Annotated in this window: 24 protein-coding genes and 1 tRNA gene; 17 read left to right on the top strand and 8 right to left on the bottom strand. The window is 36.4% G+C overall.

The genetic code is table 11. The annotated features are described in order from the left end of the window. The first annotated feature begins 4 nt into the window (after positions 1-4). The 5 genes from LPC15_RS02155 (at position 5) to LPC15_RS02135 (ending at position 4,313) form a co-directional block, all read left to right on the top strand. Positions 5-745, top strand: a complete 741-nt coding sequence (locus LPC15_RS02155; protein ID WP_229235074.1) for a hypothetical protein — start codon at positions 5-7, stop codon at positions 743-745. A 72-nt stretch (positions 746-817) separates the two neighbouring features. Next, a complete protein-coding gene (locus LPC15_RS02150) occupies positions 818-2,401 on the top strand; it encodes a glutamate synthase-related protein (RefSeq protein ID WP_229235073.1) in 1,584 nt (527 codons plus the stop codon). Between the two features lie 101 nt (positions 2,402-2,502). Next, positions 2,503-2,574 (top strand) — tRNA-Gly (locus LPC15_RS02145). 95 nt (positions 2,575-2,669) lie between these two features. Beyond that, positions 2,670-3,215: a ribbon-helix-helix protein, CopG family gene (locus LPC15_RS02140; protein WP_229235072.1), complete on the top strand. Its 546-nt coding sequence runs from the start codon at positions 2,670-2,672 to the stop codon at positions 3,213-3,215. A gap of 48 nt (positions 3,216-3,263) precedes the next feature. Next, positions 3,264-4,313, top strand: a complete 1,050-nt coding sequence (locus LPC15_RS02135) for an mRNA surveillance protein pelota (RefSeq protein WP_229235071.1) — start codon at positions 3,264-3,266, stop codon at positions 4,311-4,313. Here LPC15_RS02135 and LPC15_RS02130 read toward each other — a convergent pair. Genes LPC15_RS02130 through LPC15_RS02115 form a run of 4 tightly spaced genes read right to left on the bottom strand, consistent with a single transcriptional unit; the run spans position 4,310 to position 9,149 of the window. After that, the gene (locus LPC15_RS02130; protein WP_229235070.1) at positions 4,310-5,806 is read right to left on the bottom strand and encodes an acetate--CoA ligase family protein; all 1,497 of its coding nucleotides are present in this window, start codon (positions 5,804-5,806) and stop codon (positions 4,310-4,312) included. The two genes, LPC15_RS02135 and LPC15_RS02130, sit on opposite strands and share 4 nt — an antisense overlap. Beyond that, entirely contained in the window at positions 5,772-6,809 is a 1,038-nt protein-coding gene (asd, locus tag LPC15_RS02125; protein WP_229235069.1) for an aspartate-semialdehyde dehydrogenase, read from the bottom strand. The genes LPC15_RS02130 and asd overlap by 35 nt, the downstream gene beginning before the upstream one ends. Before the next feature lie 14 nt (positions 6,810-6,823). Next, positions 6,824-8,086, bottom strand: coding sequence for an FAD-dependent oxidoreductase (locus LPC15_RS02120; RefSeq protein WP_229235068.1), 1,263 nt, complete (start codon positions 8,084-8,086; stop codon positions 6,824-6,826). 1 nt (position 8,087) lies between these two features. After that, positions 8,088-9,149 carry a 4Fe-4S binding protein gene (locus tag LPC15_RS02115; protein WP_229235067.1) on the bottom strand — a complete coding sequence of 354 codons (1,062 nt, stop codon included), beginning with the start codon at positions 9,147-9,149 and terminating at the stop codon, positions 8,088-8,090. Positions 9,150-9,355: 206 nt separating this feature from the next. On the opposite strand from LPC15_RS02115, the gene LPC15_RS02110 reads away from it, so the two are divergent. The 5 genes from LPC15_RS02110 to LPC15_RS02090 are packed head-to-tail and all read left to right on the top strand — an operon-like array spanning position 9,356 to position 15,972. Beyond that, positions 9,356-10,927 carry an aldehyde ferredoxin oxidoreductase N-terminal domain-containing protein gene (locus LPC15_RS02110; RefSeq protein ID WP_229235066.1) on the top strand — a complete coding sequence of 524 codons (1,572 nt, stop codon included), beginning with the start codon at positions 9,356-9,358 and terminating at the stop codon, positions 10,925-10,927. Positions 10,928-10,932: 5 nt separating this feature from the next. Beyond that, a complete protein-coding gene (locus tag LPC15_RS02105; RefSeq protein WP_229235065.1) occupies positions 10,933-11,388 on the top strand; it encodes a 4Fe-4S dicluster domain-containing protein in 456 nt (151 codons plus the stop codon). A 2-nt stretch (positions 11,389-11,390) separates the two neighbouring features. Further along, a complete protein-coding gene (locus LPC15_RS02100; protein ID WP_229235064.1) occupies positions 11,391-12,479 on the top strand; it encodes a (Fe-S)-binding protein in 1,089 nt (362 codons plus the stop codon). 48 nt (positions 12,480-12,527) lie between these two features. Beyond that, positions 12,528-15,533, top strand: a complete 3,006-nt coding sequence (locus LPC15_RS02095) for a CoB--CoM heterodisulfide reductase iron-sulfur subunit A family protein (RefSeq protein ID WP_229235063.1) — start codon at positions 12,528-12,530, stop codon at positions 15,531-15,533. A gap of 4 nt (positions 15,534-15,537) precedes the next feature. Beyond that, positions 15,538-15,972 carry a hydrogenase iron-sulfur subunit gene (locus LPC15_RS02090; RefSeq protein ID WP_229235062.1) on the top strand — a complete coding sequence of 145 codons (435 nt, stop codon included), beginning with the start codon at positions 15,538-15,540 and terminating at the stop codon, positions 15,970-15,972. Positions 15,973-16,014: 42 nt separating this feature from the next. Here LPC15_RS02090 and LPC15_RS02085 read toward each other — a convergent pair whose 3' ends face one another. Together LPC15_RS02085 and LPC15_RS02080 are read right to left on the bottom strand one after the other, a co-directional pair. Beyond that, positions 16,015-16,344: a YbjQ family protein gene (locus LPC15_RS02085; RefSeq protein WP_229235061.1), complete on the bottom strand. Its 330-nt coding sequence runs from the start codon at positions 16,342-16,344 to the stop codon at positions 16,015-16,017. Further along, positions 16,341-16,505: a hypothetical protein gene (locus LPC15_RS02080; RefSeq protein WP_229235060.1), complete on the bottom strand. Its 165-nt coding sequence runs from the start codon at positions 16,503-16,505 to the stop codon at positions 16,341-16,343. Before LPC15_RS02080 ends, LPC15_RS02085 begins: the two co-directional genes overlap by 4 nt. 122 nt (positions 16,506-16,627) lie before the next feature. On the opposite strand from LPC15_RS02080, the gene LPC15_RS02075 reads away from it, so the two are divergent. The 5 genes from LPC15_RS02075 (at position 16,628) to tpiA (ending at position 21,068) form a co-directional block, all read left to right on the top strand. Next, positions 16,628-17,188 (top strand): cyclic nucleotide-binding/CBS domain-containing protein, encoded by a 561-nt coding sequence (locus LPC15_RS02075; protein ID WP_229235059.1) that lies wholly within the window; start codon positions 16,628-16,630, stop codon positions 17,186-17,188. A 33-nt stretch (positions 17,189-17,221) separates the two neighbouring features. After that, entirely contained in the window at positions 17,222-18,139 is a 918-nt protein-coding gene (locus LPC15_RS02070) for a CBS domain-containing protein (RefSeq protein WP_229235058.1), read from the top strand. A gap of 6 nt (positions 18,140-18,145) precedes the next feature. Next, a complete protein-coding gene (locus LPC15_RS02065; RefSeq protein WP_229235057.1) occupies positions 18,146-19,195 on the top strand; it encodes an HAD hydrolase family protein in 1,050 nt (349 codons plus the stop codon). 79 nt (positions 19,196-19,274) lie between these two features. Further along, a complete protein-coding gene (gene fbp / locus LPC15_RS02060; protein ID WP_229235056.1) occupies positions 19,275-20,393 on the top strand; it encodes a fructose-1,6-bisphosphate aldolase/phosphatase in 1,119 nt (372 codons plus the stop codon). Next, entirely contained in the window at positions 20,394-21,068 is a 675-nt protein-coding gene (gene tpiA, locus LPC15_RS02055) for a triose-phosphate isomerase (RefSeq protein ID WP_267496956.1), read from the top strand. It begins immediately after the preceding gene. On the opposite strand, the gene sppA is transcribed toward tpiA, so the two are convergent. Together sppA and LPC15_RS02045 are read right to left on the bottom strand one after the other, a co-directional pair. After that, positions 21,069-21,920, bottom strand: coding sequence for a signal peptide peptidase SppA (gene sppA / locus LPC15_RS02050; RefSeq protein ID WP_229235054.1), 852 nt, complete (start codon positions 21,918-21,920; stop codon positions 21,069-21,071). A 191-nt stretch (positions 21,921-22,111) separates the two neighbouring features. Then, a complete protein-coding gene (locus LPC15_RS02045) occupies positions 22,112-22,363 on the bottom strand; it encodes a hypothetical protein (protein WP_229235053.1) in 252 nt (83 codons plus the stop codon). A gap of 182 nt (positions 22,364-22,545) precedes the next feature. Between LPC15_RS02045 and LPC15_RS02040 the strand changes: the two genes are divergently transcribed. Next, positions 22,546-24,126, top strand: a complete 1,581-nt coding sequence (locus LPC15_RS02040; RefSeq protein ID WP_229235052.1) for a phosphoenolpyruvate carboxykinase — start codon at positions 22,546-22,548, stop codon at positions 24,124-24,126. A 52-nt stretch (positions 24,127-24,178) separates the two neighbouring features. After that, the gene (locus LPC15_RS02035) at positions 24,179-25,366 is read left to right on the top strand and encodes a (Fe-S)-binding protein (RefSeq protein ID WP_229235051.1); all 1,188 of its coding nucleotides are present in this window, start codon (positions 24,179-24,181) and stop codon (positions 25,364-25,366) included. Positions 25,367-25,393 lie beyond the last annotated feature (27 nt).

Genomic DNA, 25,393 nt, shown 5'->3' with positions numbered 1-25,393 from the left:
CGAAATGGAAATAGACGCATCTAAACTGACGCAAAAGGAACTGAATGATGCCATAATGGATTGTATGCATAGTGGAGTGAAGAAAATTATACTGCGAAATGTTTATGGTCAGAGGTATATAGGGACTAGGCTTTATTCTCCAAATAATAAGGTAGAAATAGAGATCTTTGGCACTCCTGGAAACAATTTAGGAGCTTTCCTCGATGGACATCGAATAATAGTGCATGGTAATGCGCAGGACGGCGTTGGTAACACTATGGACGATGGAGTAATAATAGTTGATGGAAGAGCTGGCGACGTGGTTGCGATGTCAATGCGTGGTGGAAAGATTTTCATTCGTGATAGCGTGGGATACAGGGCAGCACTGCACATGAAGGAGTATTTGAGCAAGAGACCTGTTCTTGTTATAGGTGGTACAGTGCAGGACTTTTTCGGGGAATACATGGCTGGAGGCATTGTTATTCTTCTCAGGCTAAATCTTGGGAATACATTACACGAAGCAAACTTCATTGGCACCGGGATGCACGGTGGTGTGATTTATATAAGGGGAGAGGTAGAGAGGCATCATTTGGGGAAGGAAGTAGGAGTATCAAAGTTAGATGAGAAAGACGAAGATATTTTAAAGAGGTATGTAGGTGAATTTGCCCATTATTTTGGCATGGATAAAAAAGATATTATAAAGGAGGATTTCACGAAGCTGTTGCCGGTTTTGAAGAGACCTTACGGAAGAATCTATACGTATTGACACTACCAAAATATCTTAAAAAGATATATATACAACATATGGTTACAAAAGTCATAAAATTTGGTGACTCGAATGATTGAAAACTATATAAACAGAAAATCTACAAACGATACAAGAACTAGATTAAAGGACGTATCTTCTTTTAGTGGAATGTGCCCATTATGTACGGAAGATTGTAATGTTTTATGCGAGATCGGGAAATCCTCTTTTAGAGGGAGAGAAGTGTTATATCCTAGCCCAGAATATTTTGGTAAAAGTACTTCTGCATCAAATAAAAACTACCCTGTCGATTGGAGCGATATTCAGATAATGACTGATATATCAGGAGCAAAAGGTATAGAGGAAGATATAGAAAGGATAATATTTCCAAATGTAGATATAACCACAAAATTTGGCGGTGTTCCGTTAAATATTCCTATGATTATTGCCGGAATGGGATCAACAGCTGTTGCTCAAAGAAATTGGGATGGTCTTGCAAACGGTGCTGCAATAAGCGGGACTATCCTAACTATCGGTGAGAACGTATGTGGAATGGATCCAAAAACGAGGTTTGCAAATGGAAAAGTAGAGTATTCTGAGGATTTAACATATCGTGTAGAGACATTTAGAAGGTTATGGGATGGAAAGACGGGAGATGTTGTTGTTCAGACTAATGTAGAGGATGAAAGGTTCGGAGTCGATGATTATGCACTCTCCAAACTTGAGGTCAATATCATAGAGAAGAAATGGGGGCAGGGAGCCAAGGCTATAGGTGGAGAGGTGAGAATAAACGATCTTGATAAGGCAAAGATGCTTAAAAAGAGAGGGTATATAATAATACCAGATCCTGAAGATGTTAATATTCAAAAATTGTTTAAAAATGGTGTTTTTAGGAGTTTTGAGCGCCATAGCAGGGTAGGATTACCAAAACTGAACGATTTTGTAGAGAATGTAGAAAAAGTTAGAGAAAAAGGTGCAAAGAAGGTTTTTATGAAAACTGGTGGTTATAGGCCGTCAATCGTTGCTTTTACATTAAGATGTGCATCAGATGCAAAGATAGATGCTATAACCTTCGATGGTGCTGGTGGTGGGACAGGTATGAGTCCGATACCGATGATGCAAGAATGTTCTACGCCTACCGTATGGTTGGAGGCACAAGTTCTTGAATGTCTCAATATATTGAGAAGACACGGCAGGCATATACCGGATGTTGCAATGGCAGGGGGGTTTACAGATGAGACACAGATCTTTAAGTCTATAGCAATGAGCAATTTTTCAGATAGACCTTACATAAAGACGGTTGCGATGGCACGAGCTCCTTTAACGGCGGTTATGAGGACAAAACACTTCGTCGAGATGGCTAAGAAAGAAAAGCTATCGAAAAGTTTTATAGAAAGTTATGGAGACAGTCCTGAAAAATTTTTGATCTGCAACGATGAGATCAACCATAGATATGGTGATAAAGTGCCATACGAAGCGATCGGTCTATATACATATCTCATGGATAAGATAGGAGTAGGACTTAGACAACTCATGGCAGGGTCCAGAAAATTCAGATTGAATGAACTGGACAGGAACGATATAGCATCTCTAACAGATAAAGCATCGAAGGTTACAAATATACCACTTTTAGAAGACCTTGATAAAGATAAAATGGAGAACATACTCCTTGATTAGAAGATAAATACCAATACCTTCTTTACTTTTATTTGCCAGTTTCATCAAAAACTATATATAGAAATTGATACTAAAAATGTTAGATATAGTAAGAATCTAATGCGCTGGTAGTGTAGTGGTTATCACTGGAGCTTGCCAAGCTCCAAACCCGGGTTCAATTCCCGGTCAGCGCATTCTTGTCTTTATTAATTATTTTTATGTTTTTATCATTTAAAGTGTTAACATGGTGATAGATATAATAAATCTTTTATTATTAAAAAAAGAGTAAATGCCAGAAGTTAGAATGAATCCAAATAGAATAACCATTGCAGTAGATGATCAAACGATAGATATCTTAAAATATATGATCCAAGAGACGAATGCATCTCAAAGCGAACTTATACGGAGAGCCATCCGATTTTATCATGAATACAGTAATTTATTAAAAGATAAAGAGAAGATTGAGAACCAGATAGAGATGATGTCAAGTAACGAGCATATAATACTTGACGTGGACCATTGGATCTTGTTTCTCAAATTTATAGAAGATCATCCTAATAAAGAGGAGTTTTGGAATAAACATGAGAAGATAGCATTATCTCATGCAGAACAGCTGTCTTATAAAATAAAAACAGCAAAAGATCTTCTTAAAAGATTGGAATCATGCGGATTTTTTAAATTAGTAGAAAATTCTAACAAGGAATTTACATTAGTTCTATTCTCCGAATTATCAAAAAAATTTATTAAAACGTTTATAGAAATATTTTTAAGTTATATTGGGTTAAAGATAGAGATAAAAGAGGATATTGAAAAGTTAAGAGTTAAGATAAAGTAGGCATAGATGATTCTTAAAATTATATAAACGATCTTACGAGACGGATCAATGAAGATAGAAAAAAAGGTGTTAAAGAATAATAATGGCGAGATAAAACTTGTACCTCAGAATTTGGATGATATATGGCATCTAAAACATATAATAGATAGAAATGATCTGGTATCTTCTTATACATGGAGGGATATAAGCAATTCGACGGATAAGATAAGACCTGATAAACAAGAGAAAAAGAAAATCTGGTTGGGAATAGAGGTAGAAGAGACAGAATTTCATAAATTTTCAAATAGATTAAGGGTAACCGGAAAAATACGTGTAGGAACAGATTTAGCCCAGTATCATACACTAAATATAGAGCCAGGAATCGAGGTAAGTATCTTTAAAGATGAATGGAAGAAGGATCAACTGGAACGAATAGATGATGCGGTGAGAGCATCCAACCAACCAAAAGTTATAATAATTACTATTGAAGAAGGAGAAGCTTCTGTTGGAATTCTTCGACAGTATGGAATAGACGAGTCTTTTAATATCTCGTTATCATCTGGAAAATCTGGCGGAGAAAGTAAAAGAGCAGAATTTTTTACAGATTTATTAAAACAGATCATAAACCTTTTTAATGATTGGACAAAGATAGTTATAGCAGGACCAGGTTTTACAAAGAACGATCTTTATCAGTTTATAAAAGAAAGATATCCACAGTTTGTAGATTCGATTACATTGGAAAATACATCATCTATAGGAATTTCAGGATTTCAAGAAGTTTTGAGACGTGGTGCTATCGAGAAGATAATTAATGAAAACAGGTTGTCCAAAGAGACAAGGTATATAGATATCTTGTTGAAAGAGATAGCAACGGATGGATTGGCCACGTATGGTATGAACGATGTTAAAAAAGCCAACGAGTTTGGAGCGATCGATACCTTGCTGATCTTAGATGAATTTTTGAGAGAAGAAAGAGGATCAAATGATATAGATTCTTTTTTAAAAGAGGTGGAGGAGAAAGGAGGCAAGTTAATCATATTCAGTTCTGATTTTGAACCAGGAAAAAAATTGGCAGGTTTAGGCGGAATTGCAGCAATTTTGAGGTATAAAATTACCTAATATTTATCGTTTAGACGGTCCAGATACTCTTTATATCCCACCATACTAGATAAGATATGTGCAGCATCCATCGGAGAACTATAAAATGGTATGCCATTCTCTTCAAGGTACTTAACGCTTTTAGACTCCAAGCTTCTGGATATATCAATAGCAACCAATGGTTTATTGTACTCTTTCAATCTGACAAAATTTTTAACAAGCTCTGTCTCTGTATCCTTCATAAAATCGACAAGCCCCTCTGCATAATATCTTGTCTCCTCATTCCTTTCAAGAACTGATCTGAATAATGATGTAAACAACGGAATCATACATATAACCGCATCTATATTATCATCGGTGAGTACAAGTTTATTCACTTCTATAAAGAGATCCCAGCTACCATAAATACCTGCAGCAGTCATATCGACAGGATTCTGTCTACTCCAGAATGGAGGTAACAACTCGTTAAGCAAATCTATCGTTTTTTTAGAAAGATTAGGTATTTTTAACCCCTCTTTTGCGCATGAATCCGCCGCTAAAACTCCAATACCTCCCCATGCGCTAACTATACCTATATTTCTGCCTTTTGGTAATGGTAACATATAGAATCCTTTTGCCAGGTTAATTAAATCGTTCATGTCTATGGCAGATATTATTCCTGTCTGTTTTGATAAAGCGGCATAAATTGATGAGGAGCCAGCTATAGATCCTGTATGGGACCTTGCAGCCTTCGCGCCCTCTTCTGTAATACCTCCTTTTATTACTATAAACGGTTTCTTCTCACATGCCTTTTTTGCTATCTTTAAAAATCTCTTACCGTCTCTAAGCCCTTCTATAAATGCCAATATTATCCTTGTATCCTTATCTTCTGTAAGATACTCGATCAAATCTTCTGTATGTATATCTGCCTCGTTTCCACTGCTTACAAATTTGCTAAATCCCATCCCTTCAACAGATCCAGTAGCCATTGTAAGCGATCCTATCGTTCCACTTTGAGAGACTATCGATACATTTCCCTCTTTAGGAACTAGCATGTTCATTAATGCATGTAAATGAACTTTAGAGTTCGAAATACCCATACAATTCGGTCCTATTATCCGCATTCCACCATGTCTTGCGATCTTTACGATCTCTTCCTCCCTTTTTCTTCCCTCTTCTCCTGATTCTGAAAAACCTGCAGATATTATAACTCCAAACTTTACTCCCTTCTCGATACATTCCTCTATAACATTTTTAACACCAAGGGCAGGAATGCATATTATCGCTAAATCTACTCTATATGGAACATCCTTGATCGTCTTGTAAGATCTTAAGCCGAATATCTCTTCCTCTTTATTATTTACAGGATAGAGACGATCGGTGTTGAACCCACCGATAAGAGTACTGAGCATCATCATCCCGCCTACTTTCCCAGGATTGTTTGACGCACCGATTATTGCCACCCCTTCGGGATTAAAAAGAGGATCGAAGATATTATGTTTAGACATATCCTTCTCTGACCAATAACTCTCCATTTAAGATCGAAGCTCCTGCAGCACCTCTTATTGTATTATGAGATAGAGCTATGTACTTTATTCCGTCAAAATCGTTTCGTACTCTTCCCACAGATACCGTCATACCTCTTCCTATATTTCTATCCAACCTTGCTTGAGGTCTATCTTCCCTATCATGTAAGAAAATTACTTTTTTAGGTTCTGACGGTAAATCTTTTAATTGTGGATCAAACGTTAAAAAAGCCTTTTTTACATCTTCAGCATCTATCTTTTGATCTGTTTTAACCCAAATGGATTCGGTATGCCCATCTATAACACATACTCTATGACAACTTGCACTAACCTTTATCGTAGCAGGTTTTATTCCGTCATTATCTATGGTACCAAGCAATTTGAGCGTTTCAGTCTCCATTTTTTCCTCCTCGTTCTTTATATATGGTATTACGTTATCCAATATGTCCATCGAAGATACTCCATCGAACCCCGCACCAGATACCGCTTGCATCGTTGCTACCCTTACTTCTTTCATACAAAACTTCATTAACGGCTTAAGAGTAACGACCAATCCGATAACAGAACAGTTCGGGTTTGTTATTATAAACCCTTCCCATCCTCTTTTTTCTTTTTGTAAATCTATCAAGTATAGATGCTCTTTGTTTACTTCTGGGATAATCAATGGGATATCCTTCTCCATCCTATTAGCACTGGCATTACTGGATACGGCAATACCTTCTTTTGCAAAATTAGTCTCTATCTCTCCAGCTACATCTGCGGGTAATGCCGAAAATACGAGATCTGCATCGATCTTCTTAGGATCCATTGGCAAGATCTCGTACTCTCCAATCTCTTCAGGTAACTGTGTATCCAATCTCCATTTTTTTGTATCTTTATACTTTTTACCAACGTTACGTTCCGATGCTGCCAGGCCGGTAATCTCAAACCACGGATGTTTGTCTAATAATTGGATAAACCTCTGTCCAACAGCACCGGTTGCTCCCAATATAGCGACTTTCTTCTTATCCATAATTTTTATCCTGTTTAATTATTAGATATCATCGTAGAAATCTTTGCTGCTACGGCTGAACCTTGAGAGACGCTTAACGATATATCTTTCAATCCTTCCGCACATCCACAGATTAAAACTCCTTTTTTGTTAGTCTCTATCGGCGATAATCTGGAATTACCAGTAAAAAATCCATAATCATCTGTAGTTATGCCAAATATATCTGCCAGATTTTCTGCATCTTTTGATGGTAACGATGCTTCGGCTAATACTAACAAGTCTAAATTTAATTCGATACTTTTGTCGATAAACGTTTCAAAAAACTTAACTTTAATCTTATTATTGTTCTCCGTTACTATAGCAGGCTTTCCTCTCAAAAAATGAAGCCCCTTGGTTCTAGCATCAATATAAAGTTCTTCTGTGCCTTTAAAAGGGGTTCTTATATCCATATAAATTATATAAACTTCTTTTTTTTGATCTTCGTCTTTCAACTCAAGAGCATTTTTTATTGTGAAAGAGCAACAATAATTGCTACAGTATCGATTATAGTTTATATTTCTGCTACCAACGCATAGTATAAATCCAATTTTTTCCGCCTCAACACCATCCGAAGGTCTCAGTACCTTGCCTTCTGTCGGTCCATCCGGGTCGAGCATCCTAACCAATTGCATAGATGTTATGACATCTTTAATTTCTCCATACCCGTAAAGCCCGTTGGGCTTAAATAGATCGTACCCTGTAGCCAGAACTATCGTTTTTGCCTTAATATCCTCCTCCTCATCATTCATATCAAGATCGATAGCATCATCCCCGGCCACTTTGACACATTCGCCACATTTATTACAATGTTCTGCGTCTATGGCAAACAATCTTGGAACGGCATTAGGATATGGCATATATATCGCTTTTCTATTATCTAAACCTTCATTAAACTCGTTTGGTATCTCTACAGGACAGACTTCTACACATTTATTAAAAAAATCGCCCATCTTTTTTACAAATCTTGCTTTGTGGATAACCTTAATGTTGTATTCTCCAAAATCACCGGTGCATTCTTTAATCTCTGAATTGGTCATTAATTCTATATTTTTATTGATCGATAACCTCTCCATCTCGTCTGTTAAAACCTTTCTAACATCTTCAAATTTTGGAAAAGTTTTTTTTATTTTTGATACTTTTCCACCAATAAAAGGGGTTTTTTCTATCAGTCCGACTTTATATCCCATATCTGCAAGATCTAACGCCGATCTTATCCCAGAAACCCCACCACCAACAATTACTGCATCAAACTCTCTCAAATCAGACCCCTCCTTCCATTTTATATTCTGTATCTTTTATATTTGACTTGACATTATCTTTTTTATCATCTTGAAATATTGATTTTACAGAACTAATCGTCTTGTTGAGACCTCTTACATAAAGTTCTTTTGTATAAGATTCACCGTTAGTAAGTCTGTCTAGTGCCCTAATCCATGTTCCTGAATGGCCATCTTCTGCAAATATCTTATCTCTTTTAATAGTTATTGCATCCTCTGGGCAAGATTCTTTACATGCTCCACAAAGCATGCAATAAGACTGGTTTACTCTTAACGGAGACCCATATATAGCTTTACACGGGCAGACATCCATACAGACCCTACAATTTTCAGAACAGAGTTCATTTTTAATTGATACTGTACCTATGTATATACCTTCTTTAATTATTGCACCGTTTGGACAGACCCCTTGGCACCAACCACATGCTATACATTTTTCTTTATCGTAATAAAAAAATCTGCGATATCTATCTAATTTATTAACCTTGACGGATGGATACTCTTTAGCCAATTTTATGCATTCGTCGTATCCTTTATTTAATGCATCACTGAAACGGTTTATTAATGTTTTTGATGCATCTTCAGGTAGATTAATCGTTACTATCCCATACTGCCTATCTTTATCTTCGCCTAGTTCTATAGCCTTGGTTGGACAAGACATCTCGCATAAATTACAGATCGGATCGCATAAAACCTCGTTCCACTCCACTCTTCTTATAAATCTTGGAAAATCGTCTCCCAATACGTTTCTACTGACCTCTCCGTCTATTTTAAACGTTATTGCATTAAAGTAACATACTTCAGAACAGACACCACAAAATGTACATTTTTTCTCATCTATAATGGCAAGCGCACTCTTCTTTAATCTTCCATCTTCTATTACAGCAGGTTTTAGCGATATCGCCTCCTCTGGACAAACTTTAATGCATGTACCACATCCTCTACATATCTTTGAGTTTACAATTACCTCATGTTTACGAAAATACATCTCTCTCTTGACTATCGACTCGTTACCGCGTATAATCTTAACAGGTTCTCCTCTCATTATTCATAGCCTCTTTTTATTTTTTCCTTATTCTTTTATATAAAAATATCATGCATGAAGTTATATATAATATTTTTACAAGGATAAAAAAAGAAATTTATTTATGGTATAAATATTTTTACAAGGATAAAAAAAAGAAATTTATTTATGGTATAAAATTTATTTGAAAGTAAAAAGAGACACCCGTATTGTTAAGAGGTACTTCCATGAATAACATAGTTTTATTAATAATCGATTTGGATTCTGGAGAAAGATATACCGAGAAGTTAGATGACGATTATATCGCCGGTTATTTGGGAATTAAGTTATTAAAAGATAATGTTGGAAAAGATGTAGAACCATTAAACCCAAAAAATTTATTAGTGATTACTACAAGCCCATTCGCCGGTTTACCTGTTCCTTTTGCTGGTGGGGTAGGTATATATTCCAAATCTCCTTTATCCGGTTATATCGGAGAAAGTTATCTATTTGGGACGTTTGGAGATAGGATGGCACGATCCGGTTACGATATCATTGCGATTAAAGGCGTATCTGAAAAACCTGTATATCTGTATATCGATGACTCATCCTCATCCATACTCAGGGCAGATAAATTAAAGGGAAGAAGTCCCTGGATGACTGAAAAGATGATTAAAGAGTCGTTAAACGATCCGTCTGTTGGTGTGTTATCGATTGGCCCTGCAGGAGAGAAAAAAGTAAGGTTTTCGACGATATATAGCGATTTTCAATATACTAGGTGTGGTTTAGGTGCTGTTATGGGATCTAAAAAATTGAAAGCAATCGCTATAAGAGGGAGTGGCGATATAAAACCAGAAAATCCTAGCAAAATTCTTGAATTATACAAATCGTTAACAAGTAAGATTGCAAAGACTTATGGTAGTATCGATCTTTTAGATAACTTTGCCAATTACGACCTTCCTGGGCATAACTTTAAAAAAGCGTCTGCAGAAGAGAAAAAAAGTTTTATGGATCTTATAGATCAAATAAAAAAATATAAATTTAAAAAAGAATCGTTTCAACAATTTCCGATCTCTTTTTCAACTTTATACCAGATAGATAGCATAGTAACACCGATTACGCTTGGTGGTATAGCAATTGGAATACTAAATGAAATATATAACGTTGATACTATTATAAAAGCAGAACATCTCTGTTATAGTCTTGGTATTGATCCGTTATCAATGGCTGTTATCATTTCGTTTGCAAATGAATTAAAAGAGCGAGAAAAAACGATATTATCCAACCTTGGATGGAAAAAAGATAAAGAAAGTTTAGATTTTATAAAATCAATCGTTGATGACGATAATGTATTTGCTAACGGTGTAAAGTATGCTGCAGATAAATTTGATGCAAAAGATATTGCTATGCATAGTAAAGGTATAGAACTGAGCATAGATGCATTTATTGACAAAGATTTTGCTTTTAATACGGCAGTATCTCCATCTGGAATCTATTCTGGAGTAAAAGATTTTGCTAAATCTCGTTTATACAATTTTTTGGGTATACATCCGGCGGTTCATGACTTTTATTCTAATGAGGACATTTATCATCTATTTACATCAATTACAGGCGATCGAGATTTTGATATTGAACTGTTAAAAATAGATGTTAATACTATAGAAAGGGAGTTTAACATACAACAAGGATTTAACGAAGATGACGATATGCTCCCAGCACGGATTATAGATGAACTTTTTGGTGATAAGGATAGTTTCCTATCGAGAAGACAAGATTTTTATTATTTTATGAAATGGGATAAAGATAACAAAAAGGAGTGATATACTTGGCAAAGTTCATATTTTCGGATACGATGAGATGTAACGGATGTGGCATCTGCGAACTTATCTGTTCATGGTATAAAGAGGAAAGTTTTAATCCGTTACTCTCTCGGATAAAAAAGGCGCGAATAGGTCTTGCAAACGTTGCTACAGCGTGTAGATTTTGTAAAGAGCCACCTTGTGTGGTTCAATGTCCTACTAAAGCGTTGACACAAAAGGATGGTGGAATCATAGTCGTAGATAAAGAAAGATGTAATGGATGCGGATGGTGTATCGATGTATGTCCGTATGGTGCAATAAGTATCCACCCTGAGAGATTTCCACTTATATGTGATCTGTGTGATAACGACCCTCAATGTGTGAAGATCTGTCCAACGGATGCATTAATTTTAGTCGATCAAAACGAGTTATCTGATTATATAAATTATGATCTTATTGAGAGAGAGCTAGGGGGTATTTAAATATGCCTTTATTAAACAAAGAAGAGATGTTATTATCAGAGTATTGTTACAAATGTGGAGGATGTACAAGCATCTGCCCGGTATCAAGCAGCGGTTTTAAACCGCATAAGTTTATAGCGGAGGTATCTTTGGATATAAATTCAGGTAACGAGGTTTGGCGATGTTTGACATGCAAAGAATGCATGGAGGTCTGTCCGCAAGGTGTCAATATACCTGAAGTAGTGCGTGAGAGACGCGTTAAAAATTTAAACGTTCCGGTGGCACACAAAGGGATATTTCAAAGTCTGTTTAGGTTAAGTGCAGATAATGCTCCGTTGATAGACAGATCGAGTTGGTTGGCTGAGAGTGCAAAAGAGGGGAAGTATAGTAATGAAGGAGATACTCTCTTCTTTATAGGATGTCTACCGGTTTGGGACTTGTATTTCAAGGATGATCTAGGCTTTGATGGTAAGGAAATATTCGACTCTGCACTAATCTTATTTAATAAACTTGGTATAGAACCGATGGTGATCAAGGATGAGTTGTGCTGCGGACACGATGCAAGGTGGGCAGGAGACGAAGAGACATTCAATCAGCTAAAAGAGTTGAATGAGGAAAAATTTAAGAAATTGGGGATAAAAGAGATAGTGACGATCTGTCCTGAATGTGCAAAGACGTTAAAACAGGATTATAACCTTGAGGGGATAGAAGTTAAGCATTTGACGGAGTTATTGAGCAAGAACGATCTTGGATTTAAACATCTCAACAAGCCGATGACATATCATGATTCGTGCAGGATGGGGCGGTATTTAAGATTGTTTGATGAGCCGAGATCGGTCTTATCCAAGATGGGCGATCTTTCGGAGATGCCAAGAACGAAAGAATACGCGTTGTGCTGTGGTGTAAGCAGTTGGGTATCATGTGATCCGTTTTCAAAGAAGATAAGATACGATAGGCTTGATGAGGCGGAGAATACAGCAAAAGGCGGATATCTGGTAACGCCCTGTCAGAAGTGCCAGATCCACTTCAAATGTGCTATAAACGAGGGCACAAAGGATTATAATCTTGAGATCATCGATCTGGTCTCCCTTGCCAGAAAGATGCTCGAATAAGAATGTTAAAATATAAATTAAAAATTATAAAAAATAAAAAATGTAATTATGAACGATAATAATAAGATCGTTGGTTCTGTATTGATCGTTGGTGGTGGGATTGCTGGTATGGTATCAGCCCTTGATCTGGCTGATAATGGATATAAAGTCTATCTCATCGACAAAACCCCATCGATCGGCGGGACCATGTCTCAATTGGATAAAACATTCCCTACGTTGGATTGTGCTATGTGTACTATGGCACCAAGAATGGTAGATATATCAAGACATCCAAATATCGAGCTGATGCCATATACTCTATTAGAGTCGGTAGATGGTAATGTAGGTTGTTTTAAAGTAAAATTAAGAAAGATGGAGAGCAGAGTAAACGATAATTGTATTGGTTGCGGTGATTGTTCATCTGTATGTCCTGTAGAGGTACCAAATGAATATGATGAGAACGGTGGTATAAGGAAAGCGATCTATTCTCCTTTTCCTCAAGCAGTTCCCAAATTGTTTGTCATCGATACAGAACATTGTATAAAATGTTACAAATGTATAGAAGCAAGTATAGGTAAGAATTGTATCGATTTTAACATAAAAGATAAGATAATAGATCTAGAAGTAGGAACCATAATCCTTGCTCCTGGTTTTGATCTATGGGATCCATCGTTAAGACCAGAACTTGGTTATGGAGAATATCCCAACGTTTTGACTGGTATAGAGCTTGAACGTATTATAAATGCGTCTGGTTTTACGAGCGGAGAGATTTTCAGAGCGGACGACAAGGAGGTCCCTAAAAGAATCGGTTTCATCCAATGTGTGGGTAGCAGAGATGTAAAAGCAGGACAGCCATACTGTTCAAGAGTCTGTTGTATGTATGCGATCAAACAAGCGATACTTGTCAAGGAACATCATCCAGAGATCGATTGTACGATCTTTTATATGGATATAAGGGCTTTCGGCAAAGGCCAAGAAGAGTTTTATAACCGCGCTAAAGACGAATATGGGATCAAATTTATAAGAGGAAACCCAGGAGAGGTTTTTCAAGATGGTAGAGACCTTATTGTGAGGTTTGAAGATACTACTGCAAGCGAAGTGAGAGAAGAAAGGTTCGATATGGTAGTTCTTGCTAATGCTATAAAGCCTAACAACAAGAATCTTTCTGAAATCCTTGGGATAGAATTGGACGATGATGGGTTTGTAAAGGAACAGAACAATAATCCGATGATTACATCAAGACCCGGTGTTTACGTTGCAGGTGTAGCTCAAGCTCCGCGAGACATTACTGATACTGTATCGATGTCCAGTGGTGCTGCTGCTCTTTCTGCTGTGGATCTTTTATCAGCAAGGGGCAAACTTGCAAAAGAGAAGGTTTTTCCGCCAGAATTTGACGTCTCGGAACAAGAACCTAGAATAGGCGTCTTTATCTGCCACTGTGGGACAAATATTGCATCAACGGTGGATGTAGACGAAGTAAGAGATTATATCAAAACGCTTCCAGATGTCATATTCTGTGATGACGTGATGTATGCCTGTGCAGAAGATTCCTGTAGGAGAATATCAGAGGTGATAAAGGAATACAAATTAAATAGATTCATCGTTGCATCCTGCACGCCGAGAACGCACGAACCATTATTTAGAGAGACCTGCCAAGCGGCTGGGTTAAATCCTTACCTTTTTGAATTTGCAAATATAAGAGAACATTGTTCCTGGGTTCACCGTAATGAGCCTAAAAAAGCAACAGAGAAGGCAAAAGAGATAATAAGGGCTTCTGTTTCAAGAGCAAGACTTTTAAAGCCTCAAAAAGCAGGAAAGATAGGCGTTACACAACGTGCGTTGGTAATAGGTGGTGGGGTTACAGGAATGGAGGCAGCTTATAATATTGCACGGTTAGGATTTGAAGTAATCTTGGTAGAGCGAGATAACGAGTTAGGCGGTCTTCTTAGAAGGATGCATCATATGTTCATTGATATCGATCCTAAAGAGATATTGGCCGAAAAGATTAGCAAGATAGAGTCTGAAAAGAATATATCCGTCCATCTCGGGACCACGGTTGAAGATTTAAGCGGGTTTGTAGGTAATTTTGATATTAAATTAACGGATGGTACAGAAACAACGGTCGGTGCTATCGTTATAGCGACAGGATGCGATGAATGGAGACCTAACATATATGGTTATGGCCAGAAAGATGTATATACTCAACTGGAACTACAAGAGGTGATATATAACGGTGAGATTAACGATGGTGAGACCATAGTTATGATCCAGTGTGTGGGTAGCAGGGAGAAAGGTGAGAGAGAGTATTGTTCCAGAATTTGCTGCAGCGAGGCTATCAAAAACGCGTTGGATATAAGAGAAAAGTATCCAAATACGGATGTTTATATCTTATACAGGGATATAAGGACTTTTGCAAAGAATGCAGAAGAGAAGTATAGAGAGGCTGCATTGAAAGGTGTGCAGTTTATACGATACGATGTAAATATTAAAAGACCAGAAGTCGATGAAAATAATGTCGTACATGTATTTGATACCATTTTACAGCAAGATACGGAGATAAAAGCGGATAAAATTGTTTTATCTGCAGCTGTCGTTCCAAGAGAAGGATTTGAGGATTTATCTAAATTGTTTAAAGTGCCTTTAGGCCAAGATGGATTCTTCTTGGAAGCGCACTTAAAGCTTCGTCCGTTAGATTTCACATCAGACGGATTCTTTTTATGCGGTACTGCCCAAGGTCCAAAAGATTACATCGATAACATGGCACAGGCGGTAGGTGTTGCATCTAGAGTTGCCCGTATCTTAAGCAAAAAAGAGATGGATACAGAGGCTACAACTTCAAGAGTAGATGAAAATATCTGCATCGGTTGTGGTAGATGTGTTGATATCTGTCCTTACAACGCAATTAAATTGGTTCAAAGAGGTTTTGGCGTATTTAAATCGAGAATTAATGACGCTCTTTGTAAAGGCTGCGGTGCGTGTGCTGCAGAGTGTCCTACTGGTGCTATAGAAGCAAGGCACTTTGATGATAAAGAGATATCTGTCATGATAGATGCTTTACTTAAAGAGGAGGTATAATCTGATGTGGGTTGAAGAGAGAGAAGAAGGATTTGAGCCTAAAATAATTGCTTTTATCTGTAATTGGTGTACATACGGTGGTGCAGACCTGGCAGGAGTTTCAAGGATACAGTATCCACCGAACGTTCGTATTATAAGAGTGATGTGTTCCGGTAGAGTGGATCCTTACTTTGTAATAAAAGCGTTTAAAGAAGGGGCGGATGGTGTGATAATATCTGGATGCCATCCAGGAGATTGCCATTATGTATCTGGAAACGAACAAGCGAAGAGGCGGGCGGAGTATCTAAAAAAGATACTGCCAATGATAGGTATAAATCCAAAACGGTTCAGGTTACAATGGGTTTCTGCCTCAGAAGGTAAGGCTTGGGCGGAAAGCGTGGCATCTATGGTTGAACAGGTAAAAGATGCATATAAAGAGGATAAAGAAAGGTTGATGTAAAGTTTTATATTGCTTCTTTAATCTATGCCTTAATCTTTGAATTTATTTATCTATTTTTTTAGATATCTTTACTGCTGTTCCATAACATAGGATCTCTGCCACTCCTTGTGTTATAAAGCTGGTCATAAATCTTGTTCCTATTATAGCATCCGCACCCATATCTTTTGCGTTATTTATAGCTCTGTTTAATGCTTCAAGCCTTGCATCATCGAGCATATCCTTATATTCTTCTATCTCGCCACCTACTATATTTTTAAAGAATGCCATGATATCTTTTCCTATATTTTTCGCTCTTACTGTACTGCCATCAACCAGACCAAGAGTCTCGGTAATATCGTATCCCGGTATATGTTCTGTGGTTGTTACAATCATTTTTTCACCTCTTCTATCTTTTTTTCTCTATTTTTAAATACTATTACAAGAATTCCTATAACCAAAGGTATAGTTCCTAACCATAGACCGGCTAAAAAAAGTGTTATCGCGATTAATATAAATAATATTCCTGCAAGTATAGCATATAAGTCTTTAGCCATATTATATCTATAGATATTTTATTTATATAAAGATTGTTATTAATTTAATTTTTAGTAAGTTTTTTATACAAATACAAACTATCTTTAAATAGACATGATTTTTTATTAAATAAAGGGTGGTGATGCTTTTGGAGTCGGATATACCGGTAAAAGAAATAATGAGTACGAGTATAATTGGAATATCCCCAGATGATCCTGCAGATATTGCAGCAAGGAGAATGAGCCGTCACGACGTTGGGAACTTGATCGTTATGGAGGATAAAAAAGCGATTGGTATTGTCACAGAAGAAGATTTTGTCAGAAAGATTGTTGCTAAAAATTTTCTTCCAAGATCTGTTAAGATACGAGATATAATGACATCCTCTTTGATAACGATATCTCCTAATGCTGATGTAATATCTGCGATGGAGATCATGTTTAAGAGAAATATAAGGCGGTTGCCTGTTGTATCTGATGGTGAGCTGGTAGGAATAATAACTTTTAGAGATATACTATCTATCTCGCCGGAACTAAATAGAATCCTAATAGATATGATCAAGATCAACGATATCTATTTGGTAGAGAGAAAAAAAGAGAAAGAGATCATACAGGGAAAATGTGATAAATGTGGTAGTTTTTCACAATCTTTAAATGAATATGATGGTATGCTGATCTGTGATGATTGTTATGATGCCCTTTTTTAAAAATTTAAGAAAGGATTATTTTTATTTCAAAGGATGAAAAATATGAATAATGTGAATAATAAGAAGGATATTTTCAGAATAGCTACAAAGAATGTAGTTAGCGTACCGATTACCACCAGTATCATCGATACTGCCAAGATTATGGAAAGATATAGTTTTAGACGAATTCCAATAACGGATGCCGGGACTAATAGGTTAAATGGTATTGTTACGACAGTAGATATCGTTAATTTGCTTGGAGGAGGATCCAAATACAACCTTATAAAAAATAAATACCAAGGAAACCTTTTAGCAACTGTTAATAGCGAAATAAAAGAGATTATGGAGAAAAATGTCATATGCCTAATGGAGAATGATACAATAATAGATGCTGCAGAGATGCTGATAAAAAAAGGTATCGGTGGTCTTCCGATAATAGATAAAAAAAAGATTTTAAAAGGGATTGTTACAGAAAGAGATTTTATCAAGATTTTAGTCGGCAATAGTATAAATACTGATAACAATCATTTTAGAGAGATCTCTTACAAAAAAATAAAAGATTATATGTCTAAAAAAGTGATATACGTAGATGCGAACGAGACGTTTGGTCTAGCATTGCGTAAAATGTTGGATAATGGTTTTAGAAGATTGCCTGTTATAAAAGATAATGTTTTGATCGGTTCTTTAACTGCAACATCCGTAATGAGATTTTTAGGTAGTGGAAAGATTTTTAATAAGCTTGTTACAGGTGATTTTGACGAGATATACAATTTGGAGGTAAAAAATGTAATGTTGAATGAATTTAACACGTTAGACATAGATATGAATGTTATAGATGCTGCAAAGAAGATGTCCACTACAAACAGTGGTGGTTTTCCTGTCTTGAACGGCGATAGGATGGTTGGTATCTTTACGGAAAGAGATTTATTAAGAGTGATCTATGATCATGCAAGAGATTATATATATGGTTAGATATATATGGTATTGACAAAAAAAATAATCTGTTTTGATCTTGAGGGACCTTTATCCCCCCAAGATAATGCTTATGATGTAATGAGTGAGATTCCTTACGGTAAAGAGCTGTTTGAGAAGATAAGTAGATACGACGATCTATTAACGTTAGGTCCATCTCCATTAGATCGGTATGAGGCAGGAGATACCCTTGCATTGATAGTTCCTTTTTTGTCTGCTCATGATATATCAAATTCGGATATATCAAGGGTTTCTAAACTTTCTGTTGTGGTTCCTGGTGCTAAAGAATTGATCAATGTATTGTTTAGAGAGGGATGGGACGTATTTGTGATCTCTACAAGTTATGAATGGCATGCCTATAATATAGGTAGCATGCTTGGAATACCAAGAGATAACATATTTTGTACAAGGTTAGACCTTTCAAAGATAAAAAAAAGCATAGATAACGATACAAGAAGAATAATACTTGATGCAGAAAAAGAGATACTTAAAATAGAAGATGATAAAAAATTAAAGCAATTTTTAGATGGTTTCTTCTTTGAAGATCTTCCTAGATCGTCATACGGCAACGTGCTTGATAAAGTCAAGGTTATCGGTGGGCAAAAAAAACTAGATGTTCTAAACTCTATCTCGGATAAATTTAATACTCCTTTAAGCGATATTATTGCTGTAGGGGATAGTATAACCGATTATAAAATGTTAGAAGGAATAAAACGAAAAAATGGCGTATCGATCGTCTTCAATGGAAATGAGTATGCTATTCCTTACGCTTCTATAGGTCTAGCTGCTTTGGATATAAGATGGCTGCATTTGATCACCTCTCGTATGGGCGATTTTGAAAGAATATTCGACTTGGTCGATCTATTGGAAGAATATAGATTTTCTGATTTAACATTTATAAAAAATAATTTAACAACCGATTTAACTAGGGATTTAGATGATATTCCCTTCTTTCATAACCTTCTAAAGAGAAAAGGAAGATCTTTGGATGATATAATTGTTCTTCATAAGAAATATAGAAGATTGATCAGAGGATCAGCAGCAAGATTAGGCTAGAGTTGTTGGTTATCAAAGATGATTTATATGTTATTTTGAATATGTTTTATCAAGATTAAAATTAAAATGGTGAATAAAAATGAATAGGATAACAATAAGCTTGATTAAGGCGGACGTTGGTGGATATCCTGGTCATGTATCAGTAAATCCTCAACTTATCAAGATAGCTGAAGAATCTTTAAAAGAGATAAAAGAAGTATCTGATCTGCTGGTCGATTACAAAGTAATGGCGGTGGGTGATGATTTACAGTTGTTGTTGAGCCATAAAAAAGGTATAGACAACAAAGAGATTCATAAACTCGCTTGGGATATCTTTAAAAAAGCCACAAATCAAGCTAAAAAGCTTAAATTATATGGTGCTGGTCAAGATTTATTAAAAGATGCGTTTAGTGGAAACATAAGAGGGTTAGGCCCAGGTGTTGCCGAAATGGAATTCTCAGAACGAGAAAGCGAGCCATTGATCGTATTTATGATGGACAAAACCGAGCCAGGATCGTTTAATCTTCCGTTATTCAAAATTTTCTCTGATCCTTTTAATACAGCAGGTTTAATAATCGATCCCAGCCTGCATAATGGATTTAGATTTGAGATAATTGATATTTTAAATCATAAAAAGATAATAATGCATAGTCCCAGCGAGATGTACGATATCTTGGCGTTAATAGGATCTCGGAGCAGGTATGTCATAAAACATGTTTTTCCGGCAGAAAACTCAAAATTACCAAAAGATGAACCTGTAGCGGTTGTGAGCACAGAAAAATTATATCAGATAGCAGAAAAATACGTCGGTAAAGATGATCCTGTTGCACTGGTAAGAGCTCAGAGCGGGCTACCGGCTGTTGGAGAGGTTTTAGAACCTTTCTCGTTCTCGTATCTTGTGGCAGGATGGATGCGAGGAAGCCACAATGGGCCAATAATGCCTGTATCTTTCAATTATGCAAAGTGTACTCGGTTTGACGGTCCGCCAAGGGTAATAGCAGCAGGTTTTCAAATATCAGATGGCTTATTAATCGGTCCTTTAGACTTATTTGATGATCCAGCATTCGATCTAGCAAGAGAACAGGCTATAACTATTGCAGATTATATGAGAAGACATGGGCCATTTGAACCACATAGATTGCCAATGGAAGAGATGGAATATACAACGTTGCCTAATGTATTAAAAAAGCTTAAAGATAGGTTTTTGGATGTGGAATAGATGCTCTTAAAACCTCCTTTTATTATTTTAAATATGAAATCTTATCAAGAGTCTTCTGGAGAGAATGGTCTAAATTTAGCAAAAATTTGCGAAGATTTAGCGAAAGAGAACGATGTTAGCATAATGATCTGCCCTCAACAAGTAGATCTGACATACATATGTAAAAATGTAACTATTCCTTGTTTATCGCAACACGTAGATCCTATCGAGTCAGGAGGGTACACCGGATGGGTATCGATAAATTCTGTCAAAAATTCTGGTGCTAAAGGCTCTTTAATAAATCATTCTGAACACAAAATGAATTTAGCAGATACAGACCTTATAATAGGAGTATTACGCTCTTTTAACCTTATATCCATCGTTTGTGCAAATAATGAAATTACCAGTAGAGCGGTTGCAGAATTGAGACCGGATTTTGTGGCTATAGAACCACCTGAACTAATCGGGACGGGTGTTTCTGTATCTTCTGCAAGACCGGAGGTTGTATCCCATACTGTAGAATCAGTTAAATATATCGACCAAAATATAAAAGTACTCTGTGGTGCTGGTATCTCAAACGGAGAAGATGTCAGATCTGCGGTTAATCTGGGAGCAGATGGTATCTTGCTGGCTTCGGGAGTAATAAAGGCAAAAAATCAGAAAAAAGCACTTTTGGATCTAATATCTTATATTTAATTAAAAGAACGTATCATCGATCCAAAGTAATTTATTCGACATGTTTTGTGTTTTATCGGTAACCATAGTTTTATTGATATATTTGGTTGAAGGATTCTCGACGTTTGCTAATTTGGCTGCCATCTGTATAGCATCCTCCAAAGTCCCTACTTCATCGATTAATCCGAGCTCTTTTGCTTCTTCTCCCCTGTAAATCCTTCCATCGCTCATTTTTTTAACGTCTTGTATAGGTATTCCTCTATAAGATGATATATCATTGATAAACCTATTAAACGAATCATTGACTATCTTTGCCATATATTTCTCTTCCCATCCATCCAATTTGCTCCAACTTGCGCTCATATCTTTATATTTGCCAGATTTTACGATAGTATAAGTCAGCCCACTATTTTCTATAAGCTCACTCTCGTCTTTATGTACCCACATAACGCCTATGGATCCAGTAATAGTATCTGGTAATGCATAGATGTAATCTGCTGGAAGGGCAAGATAATAGGCAGCAGATGCAGCGGTATCAGCCATGGAGACCACGATCGGTTTCTTCTCCTTAGCTTTTTTTATCACATCTGCGACTTCTTGGGCGCCAGCAGGAGATCCTCCTGGGCTATTAATGCGTAGAACGATTGCTTTAATTGATCTATCCTCTAATGCTTTATTGATCTCGTCTATTATATCTTCCGATCCTATATATCCGTCTCCTCCTCTCCCTGCAATTATCTGTCCTTCTATGTATATAACACCAACATTATTTCCCAGGGATAAAGACTCCTCCGAGAATAAAGCAATAAAGATTATAGCCCCTATCAAAATGCCTATCAGTAGACCAATAATCAGGTAAGAAACTCTTTTCATATTAATGTATCTATCTGTTTAACATATTTATAAATTCCTGTTGCTACCTAATGCACCAAGCATGGTATAATAATAAAAGTAACTCTTAAAAGATACTCTATGTTTAATCATTCTATATCATACTAATAATCTTATACTCCCTCCTTCGTTGTATTTATATCCAATTTTCTTAAAAATTAAAATCGGATAAATTATACTCCTTCTTTATCCGTCTTCAATTTTTTGTCTATTTTTGTATCCTCTTTCCTCTGTATAAGGACTATTATCGCTACAACAAACAGCGCTATCGCACCTATTATCAATAAGAGAAAAATACCGCCTGTAAAGACTATTACAAAAGCCTCTTTCGTGATTGGAACGAGTATGTATAACAAAAATGCTAATATTGCCAACAAGATTGCACCTAAACCTGCTCCTATTGCATCATGTTTATATTTGACCATATTTTAATAATATTTCTTATTTTATTTAAATCTTTCGTTAACTTTACTAATGTCGAATATACCGTAAGTTTTAAGCCAAGAAGATCGTATTTAGACTATCAGTATGAAGTATATCTATTAAATTGTTCGACAGAGCATGAAAAACAATAAACTTAAATAATAAAACAAAAAAGCTTTTTGAGATGGAATTAGATCTAAATTTATTTGAGACGACTGCAAAGAATATAAGAGAAAGGGCAATAAAAGAGGGTAGATTATTGCATAATCCTTCAGACTCGGTACTTAGAGATCTTGTCTTGAAGGAGAAAGATGCAAAATTAACCAAATATGGAAACATAGTCGTTAGAAGTGAACCATCCTCAAGATCAGAGATGTTTACTAAAAATTCGGTGGATTATCCTTTCGGAGATGAGGAATTCAATCTTCTGAAACTTTGTGAGAAGGAGTTATCAAAGGAGAGATTAATCTCTATAGACAGAATCGTAGGAGAAAAAGAGAGTAATATTACCGTAAGATTAACCATTCCTGAAAAATTTGCCCATGTTGCATATGGTGGAGGAAATTTGTTTTATCCTGCAGAAGGTGTTGAGGACACAACTTATGAGATCATAATGTTTTATGATGAAGAGTTTGAAAGAAATAAGAAAAAAACCCTCTCAAAGAAAGATATAACGATAAGATTAGCAATGCTCGACAATGGAAGAGTTATTAAGATAGTACGAAATAGCAATTATATAGGAGAATACAAGAAAGGCGTCTTTGCATGTGAAGATTGGGCTGCTAAGAAGCGGGGAGGAATATTTCTCCATGCAGGATGTAGAGAGGATCATCTACAGTCCGTCAATGGAGATTATAATACATCAAGATCTTTGTTTGTTGCTCTTAGCGCTAATGGTAAGACAACTACCGTATCCAAAATATTAGCACGAAAAAGTGGTGAGGTCTCGTGGCTTGTTCAGGATGATGGGGGTACTCTTATGCCTGATGGATCATTTCACGGGTTTGAAGGTGGTGGCATATTTGTAAAAACGGAAGGAGTAGATGTAGAAAACCAAACAGAGATATTTTATGGGCTATTAAAAGAGAATACATTATGCGAGAACGTTTATGTAACCGATGATGGAGACATGGATTTTTATAATTACGAGATGACATCTAACGGGAGAGCAGTAATCTGCAGGCGAGACTTCATGCATGCATCCCGACACATCTCTGTCGATCGTATAGATAATTTCATACTAATCACAAGAGGTGCTATCATCCCTGCAATATCCAAGATGAGCTTAGAAGAAGCGATGGCAATGATGGTTTTGGGGTTGTCGATAGAGTCCTCAGCAGGAAATCCTGAAAAAGCCGGATCGGTAAGAAGTGTCTTTTTTTATGATCCGTTTATGTCGGGTGATAAAGGAGAACATGCAAACAGGCTGTATAAAATTCTGTCTAATCTCCCCCACGTGAATTACTATCTTTTGAATACTGGTGGTATTGGTATAGGCGAGAAATATAAAGATATATCTCTAAATTATACGATAAGCATATTAGATTCACTTATTCGTGGCGGTTTGACAAATTGGATAGAGTCTCCTGCCGGTTTTAAAGTTCCGGCGTCTGTACGTGGTGTAGATTCTATATATTTCCATCCAGAAAGGCTTTTCTCTGTAAAAGAGTTTAAAAAAAGAGTAAATACTTTGAATAAACTTAGATCAGAGAAACTTAATGCAATTGATGGATTGGATCCTAAAATAAAAAATGTGTTCATTTAATGGTAAGGTTTTTATTAAGCAAGAAAATTTATAATTGTGAGAGCTGATAAAGATGATGGAAGTCGAAGAGACTAACTTTGATGAACTTTATGAAGTATATGCATGTATGCAATGCGGAAAATGTACAGGTAGCTGCGCAGTATCATTAAGAAGTGATTTTAATATAAGAGAATTAATGAGAATCGCGATACTCGGCAATAATGAGGATGTTAAAGAGCATGAGGAGATTTGGGACTGCACATCCTGTGGAATATGTACAGTACGCTGTCCTCGAGATCTTAAACCATCAGAAGTTATTGTAGGGTTAAGATCTATATTGGTAGAGGAAGGAGAAGTTCCTTCAACAATCCGGGATGCTCTTGAAAGTATAGGAAACAATAACAATCCATGGGGAAGGCCAAAATCTAAGAGAGCAGATTGGATGAAAGATCTGGATGTAGAAGTTAAAAACCTTTCTGAAGGAGACGAGGCGGAATACTTGTTGTATATTGGATGTACAGCATCTTACGATACCCGGATACAAAAAGTAAGTAGAGCGGCAGTACATGTTTTAACAAAACTGGGAGTAGATTTTGGTGTTTTGGGTGAAGAAGAGCCATGTTGCGGTAGTGAGGCACGAATGATGGGAGAATCTGGATTATTTGAGATGCTTGTAGAGGACAACATGAACCTTTTTAAAGATTTCGGTATCTCTAAAATAATAACTCTATCACCACATGCATATAATACGTTTACAACAGACTATAAAGATTATAAGAAGAGACTTGAGGAAGAAGGTATCGAGATTCCGAATTTAGAATTAGATGTGAAACATTATACCCAATTTTTAGCAGAGCTTATTGAAGAAGGACGATTAACAAGCGATATGATGAATGAGTTTAATAAGACAGTAGTGTATCACGATCCATGCTACCTCGGTAAGAGAAACAACATATTCAATCCGCCACGAAAAGTATTGAGTATTATACCTGGTATAAACCTTGTTGAGTTCGAGAGAAGAGAGGATCGGAGTTTATGTTGCGAAGGAGCCGGCGGAAGGATGTGGTCTGAGGGCACAGGAACTGGCGAAAGAAACGCTGTTATACGAGTAAGAGATGCAAATGCTTTGAATGCAGAAATAATAGCAGTAGCTTGCCCTTTTTGTCTATCTACCTTAGAAGATGGCAGATCAACGGCAGGATATGAGGAGAGTATGGAAGTAAAAGATATATTTGAGATATTGGATGAAGTTTTGAAATAAACTATAAAATAAGAAATGGAGGTAAAA

It is taken from the genome of Candidatus Methanoliparum sp. LAM-1, from assembly GCF_020885915.1.
GTDB classification, from domain to species: Archaea; Halobacteriota; Methanoliparia; order Methanoliparales; family Methanoliparaceae; genus Methanoliparum; species Methanoliparum thermophilum.
The sequence above is the reverse complement of the archived record's forward strand: the minus strand, read 5'-3'. Positions and strand labels throughout refer to the sequence as shown.

What these genes read in the sequence shown, in the direction of transcription:
- LPC15_RS02130 (WP_229235070.1), bottom strand. Translation starts at nt 5,806, where the DNA reads ATGGAGAGTTATTGGTCAGAGAAGGATATGTCTAAACATAATATCTTC.
- LPC15_RS02035 (WP_229235051.1), top strand. Translation starts at nt 24,179, where the DNA reads ATGATGGAAGTCGAAGAGACTAACTTTGATGAACTTTATGAAGTATAT.
- LPC15_RS02150 (WP_229235073.1), top strand. Translation starts at nt 818, where the DNA reads ATGATTGAAAACTATATAAACAGAAAATCTACAAACGATACAAGAACT.
- LPC15_RS02115 (WP_229235067.1), bottom strand. Translation starts at nt 9,149, where the DNA reads ATGAGAGGAGAACCTGTTAAGATTATACGCGGTAACGAGTCGATAGTC.
- LPC15_RS02070 (WP_229235058.1), top strand. Translation starts at nt 17,222, where the DNA reads ATGAAAAATATGAATAATGTGAATAATAAGAAGGATATTTTCAGAATA.
- fbp (WP_229235056.1), top strand. Translation starts at nt 19,275, where the DNA reads ATGAATAGGATAACAATAAGCTTGATTAAGGCGGACGTTGGTGGATAT.
- asd (WP_229235069.1), bottom strand. Translation starts at nt 6,809, where the DNA reads ATGGATAAGAAGAAAGTCGCTATATTGGGAGCAACCGGTGCTGTTGGA.
- sppA (WP_229235054.1), bottom strand. Translation starts at nt 21,920, where the DNA reads ATGAAAAGAGTTTCTTACCTGATTATTGGTCTACTGATAGGCATTTTG.
- LPC15_RS02135 (WP_229235071.1), top strand. Translation starts at nt 3,264, where the DNA reads ATGAAGATAGAAAAAAAGGTGTTAAAGAATAATAATGGCGAGATAAAA.
- LPC15_RS02085 (WP_229235061.1), bottom strand. Translation starts at nt 16,344, where the DNA reads ATGATTGTAACAACCACAGAACATATACCGGGATACGATATTACCGAG.
- LPC15_RS02045 (WP_229235053.1), bottom strand. Translation starts at nt 22,363, where the DNA reads ATGGTCAAATATAAACATGATGCAATAGGAGCAGGTTTAGGTGCAATC.
- LPC15_RS02140 (WP_229235072.1), top strand. Translation starts at nt 2,670, where the DNA reads ATGCCAGAAGTTAGAATGAATCCAAATAGAATAACCATTGCAGTAGAT.
- LPC15_RS02090 (WP_229235062.1), top strand. Translation starts at nt 15,538, where the DNA reads ATGTGGGTTGAAGAGAGAGAAGAAGGATTTGAGCCTAAAATAATTGCT.
- LPC15_RS02075 (WP_229235059.1), top strand. Translation starts at nt 16,628, where the DNA reads ATGCTTTTGGAGTCGGATATACCGGTAAAAGAAATAATGAGTACGAGT.
- LPC15_RS02110 (WP_229235066.1), top strand. Translation starts at nt 9,356, where the DNA reads ATGAATAACATAGTTTTATTAATAATCGATTTGGATTCTGGAGAAAGA.
- tpiA (WP_267496956.1), top strand. Translation starts at nt 20,394, where the DNA reads ATGCTCTTAAAACCTCCTTTTATTATTTTAAATATGAAATCTTATCAA.
- LPC15_RS02040 (WP_229235052.1), top strand. Translation starts at nt 22,546, where the DNA reads ATGGAATTAGATCTAAATTTATTTGAGACGACTGCAAAGAATATAAGA.
- LPC15_RS02065 (WP_229235057.1), top strand. Translation starts at nt 18,146, where the DNA reads ATGGTATTGACAAAAAAAATAATCTGTTTTGATCTTGAGGGACCTTTA.
- LPC15_RS02155 (WP_229235074.1), top strand. Translation starts at nt 5, where the DNA reads ATGGAAATAGACGCATCTAAACTGACGCAAAAGGAACTGAATGATGCC.
- LPC15_RS02095 (WP_229235063.1), top strand. Translation starts at nt 12,528, where the DNA reads ATGAACGATAATAATAAGATCGTTGGTTCTGTATTGATCGTTGGTGGT.
- LPC15_RS02080 (WP_229235060.1), bottom strand. Translation starts at nt 16,505, where the DNA reads ATGGCTAAAGACTTATATGCTATACTTGCAGGAATATTATTTATATTA.
- LPC15_RS02100 (WP_229235064.1), top strand. Translation starts at nt 11,391, where the DNA reads ATGCCTTTATTAAACAAAGAAGAGATGTTATTATCAGAGTATTGTTAC.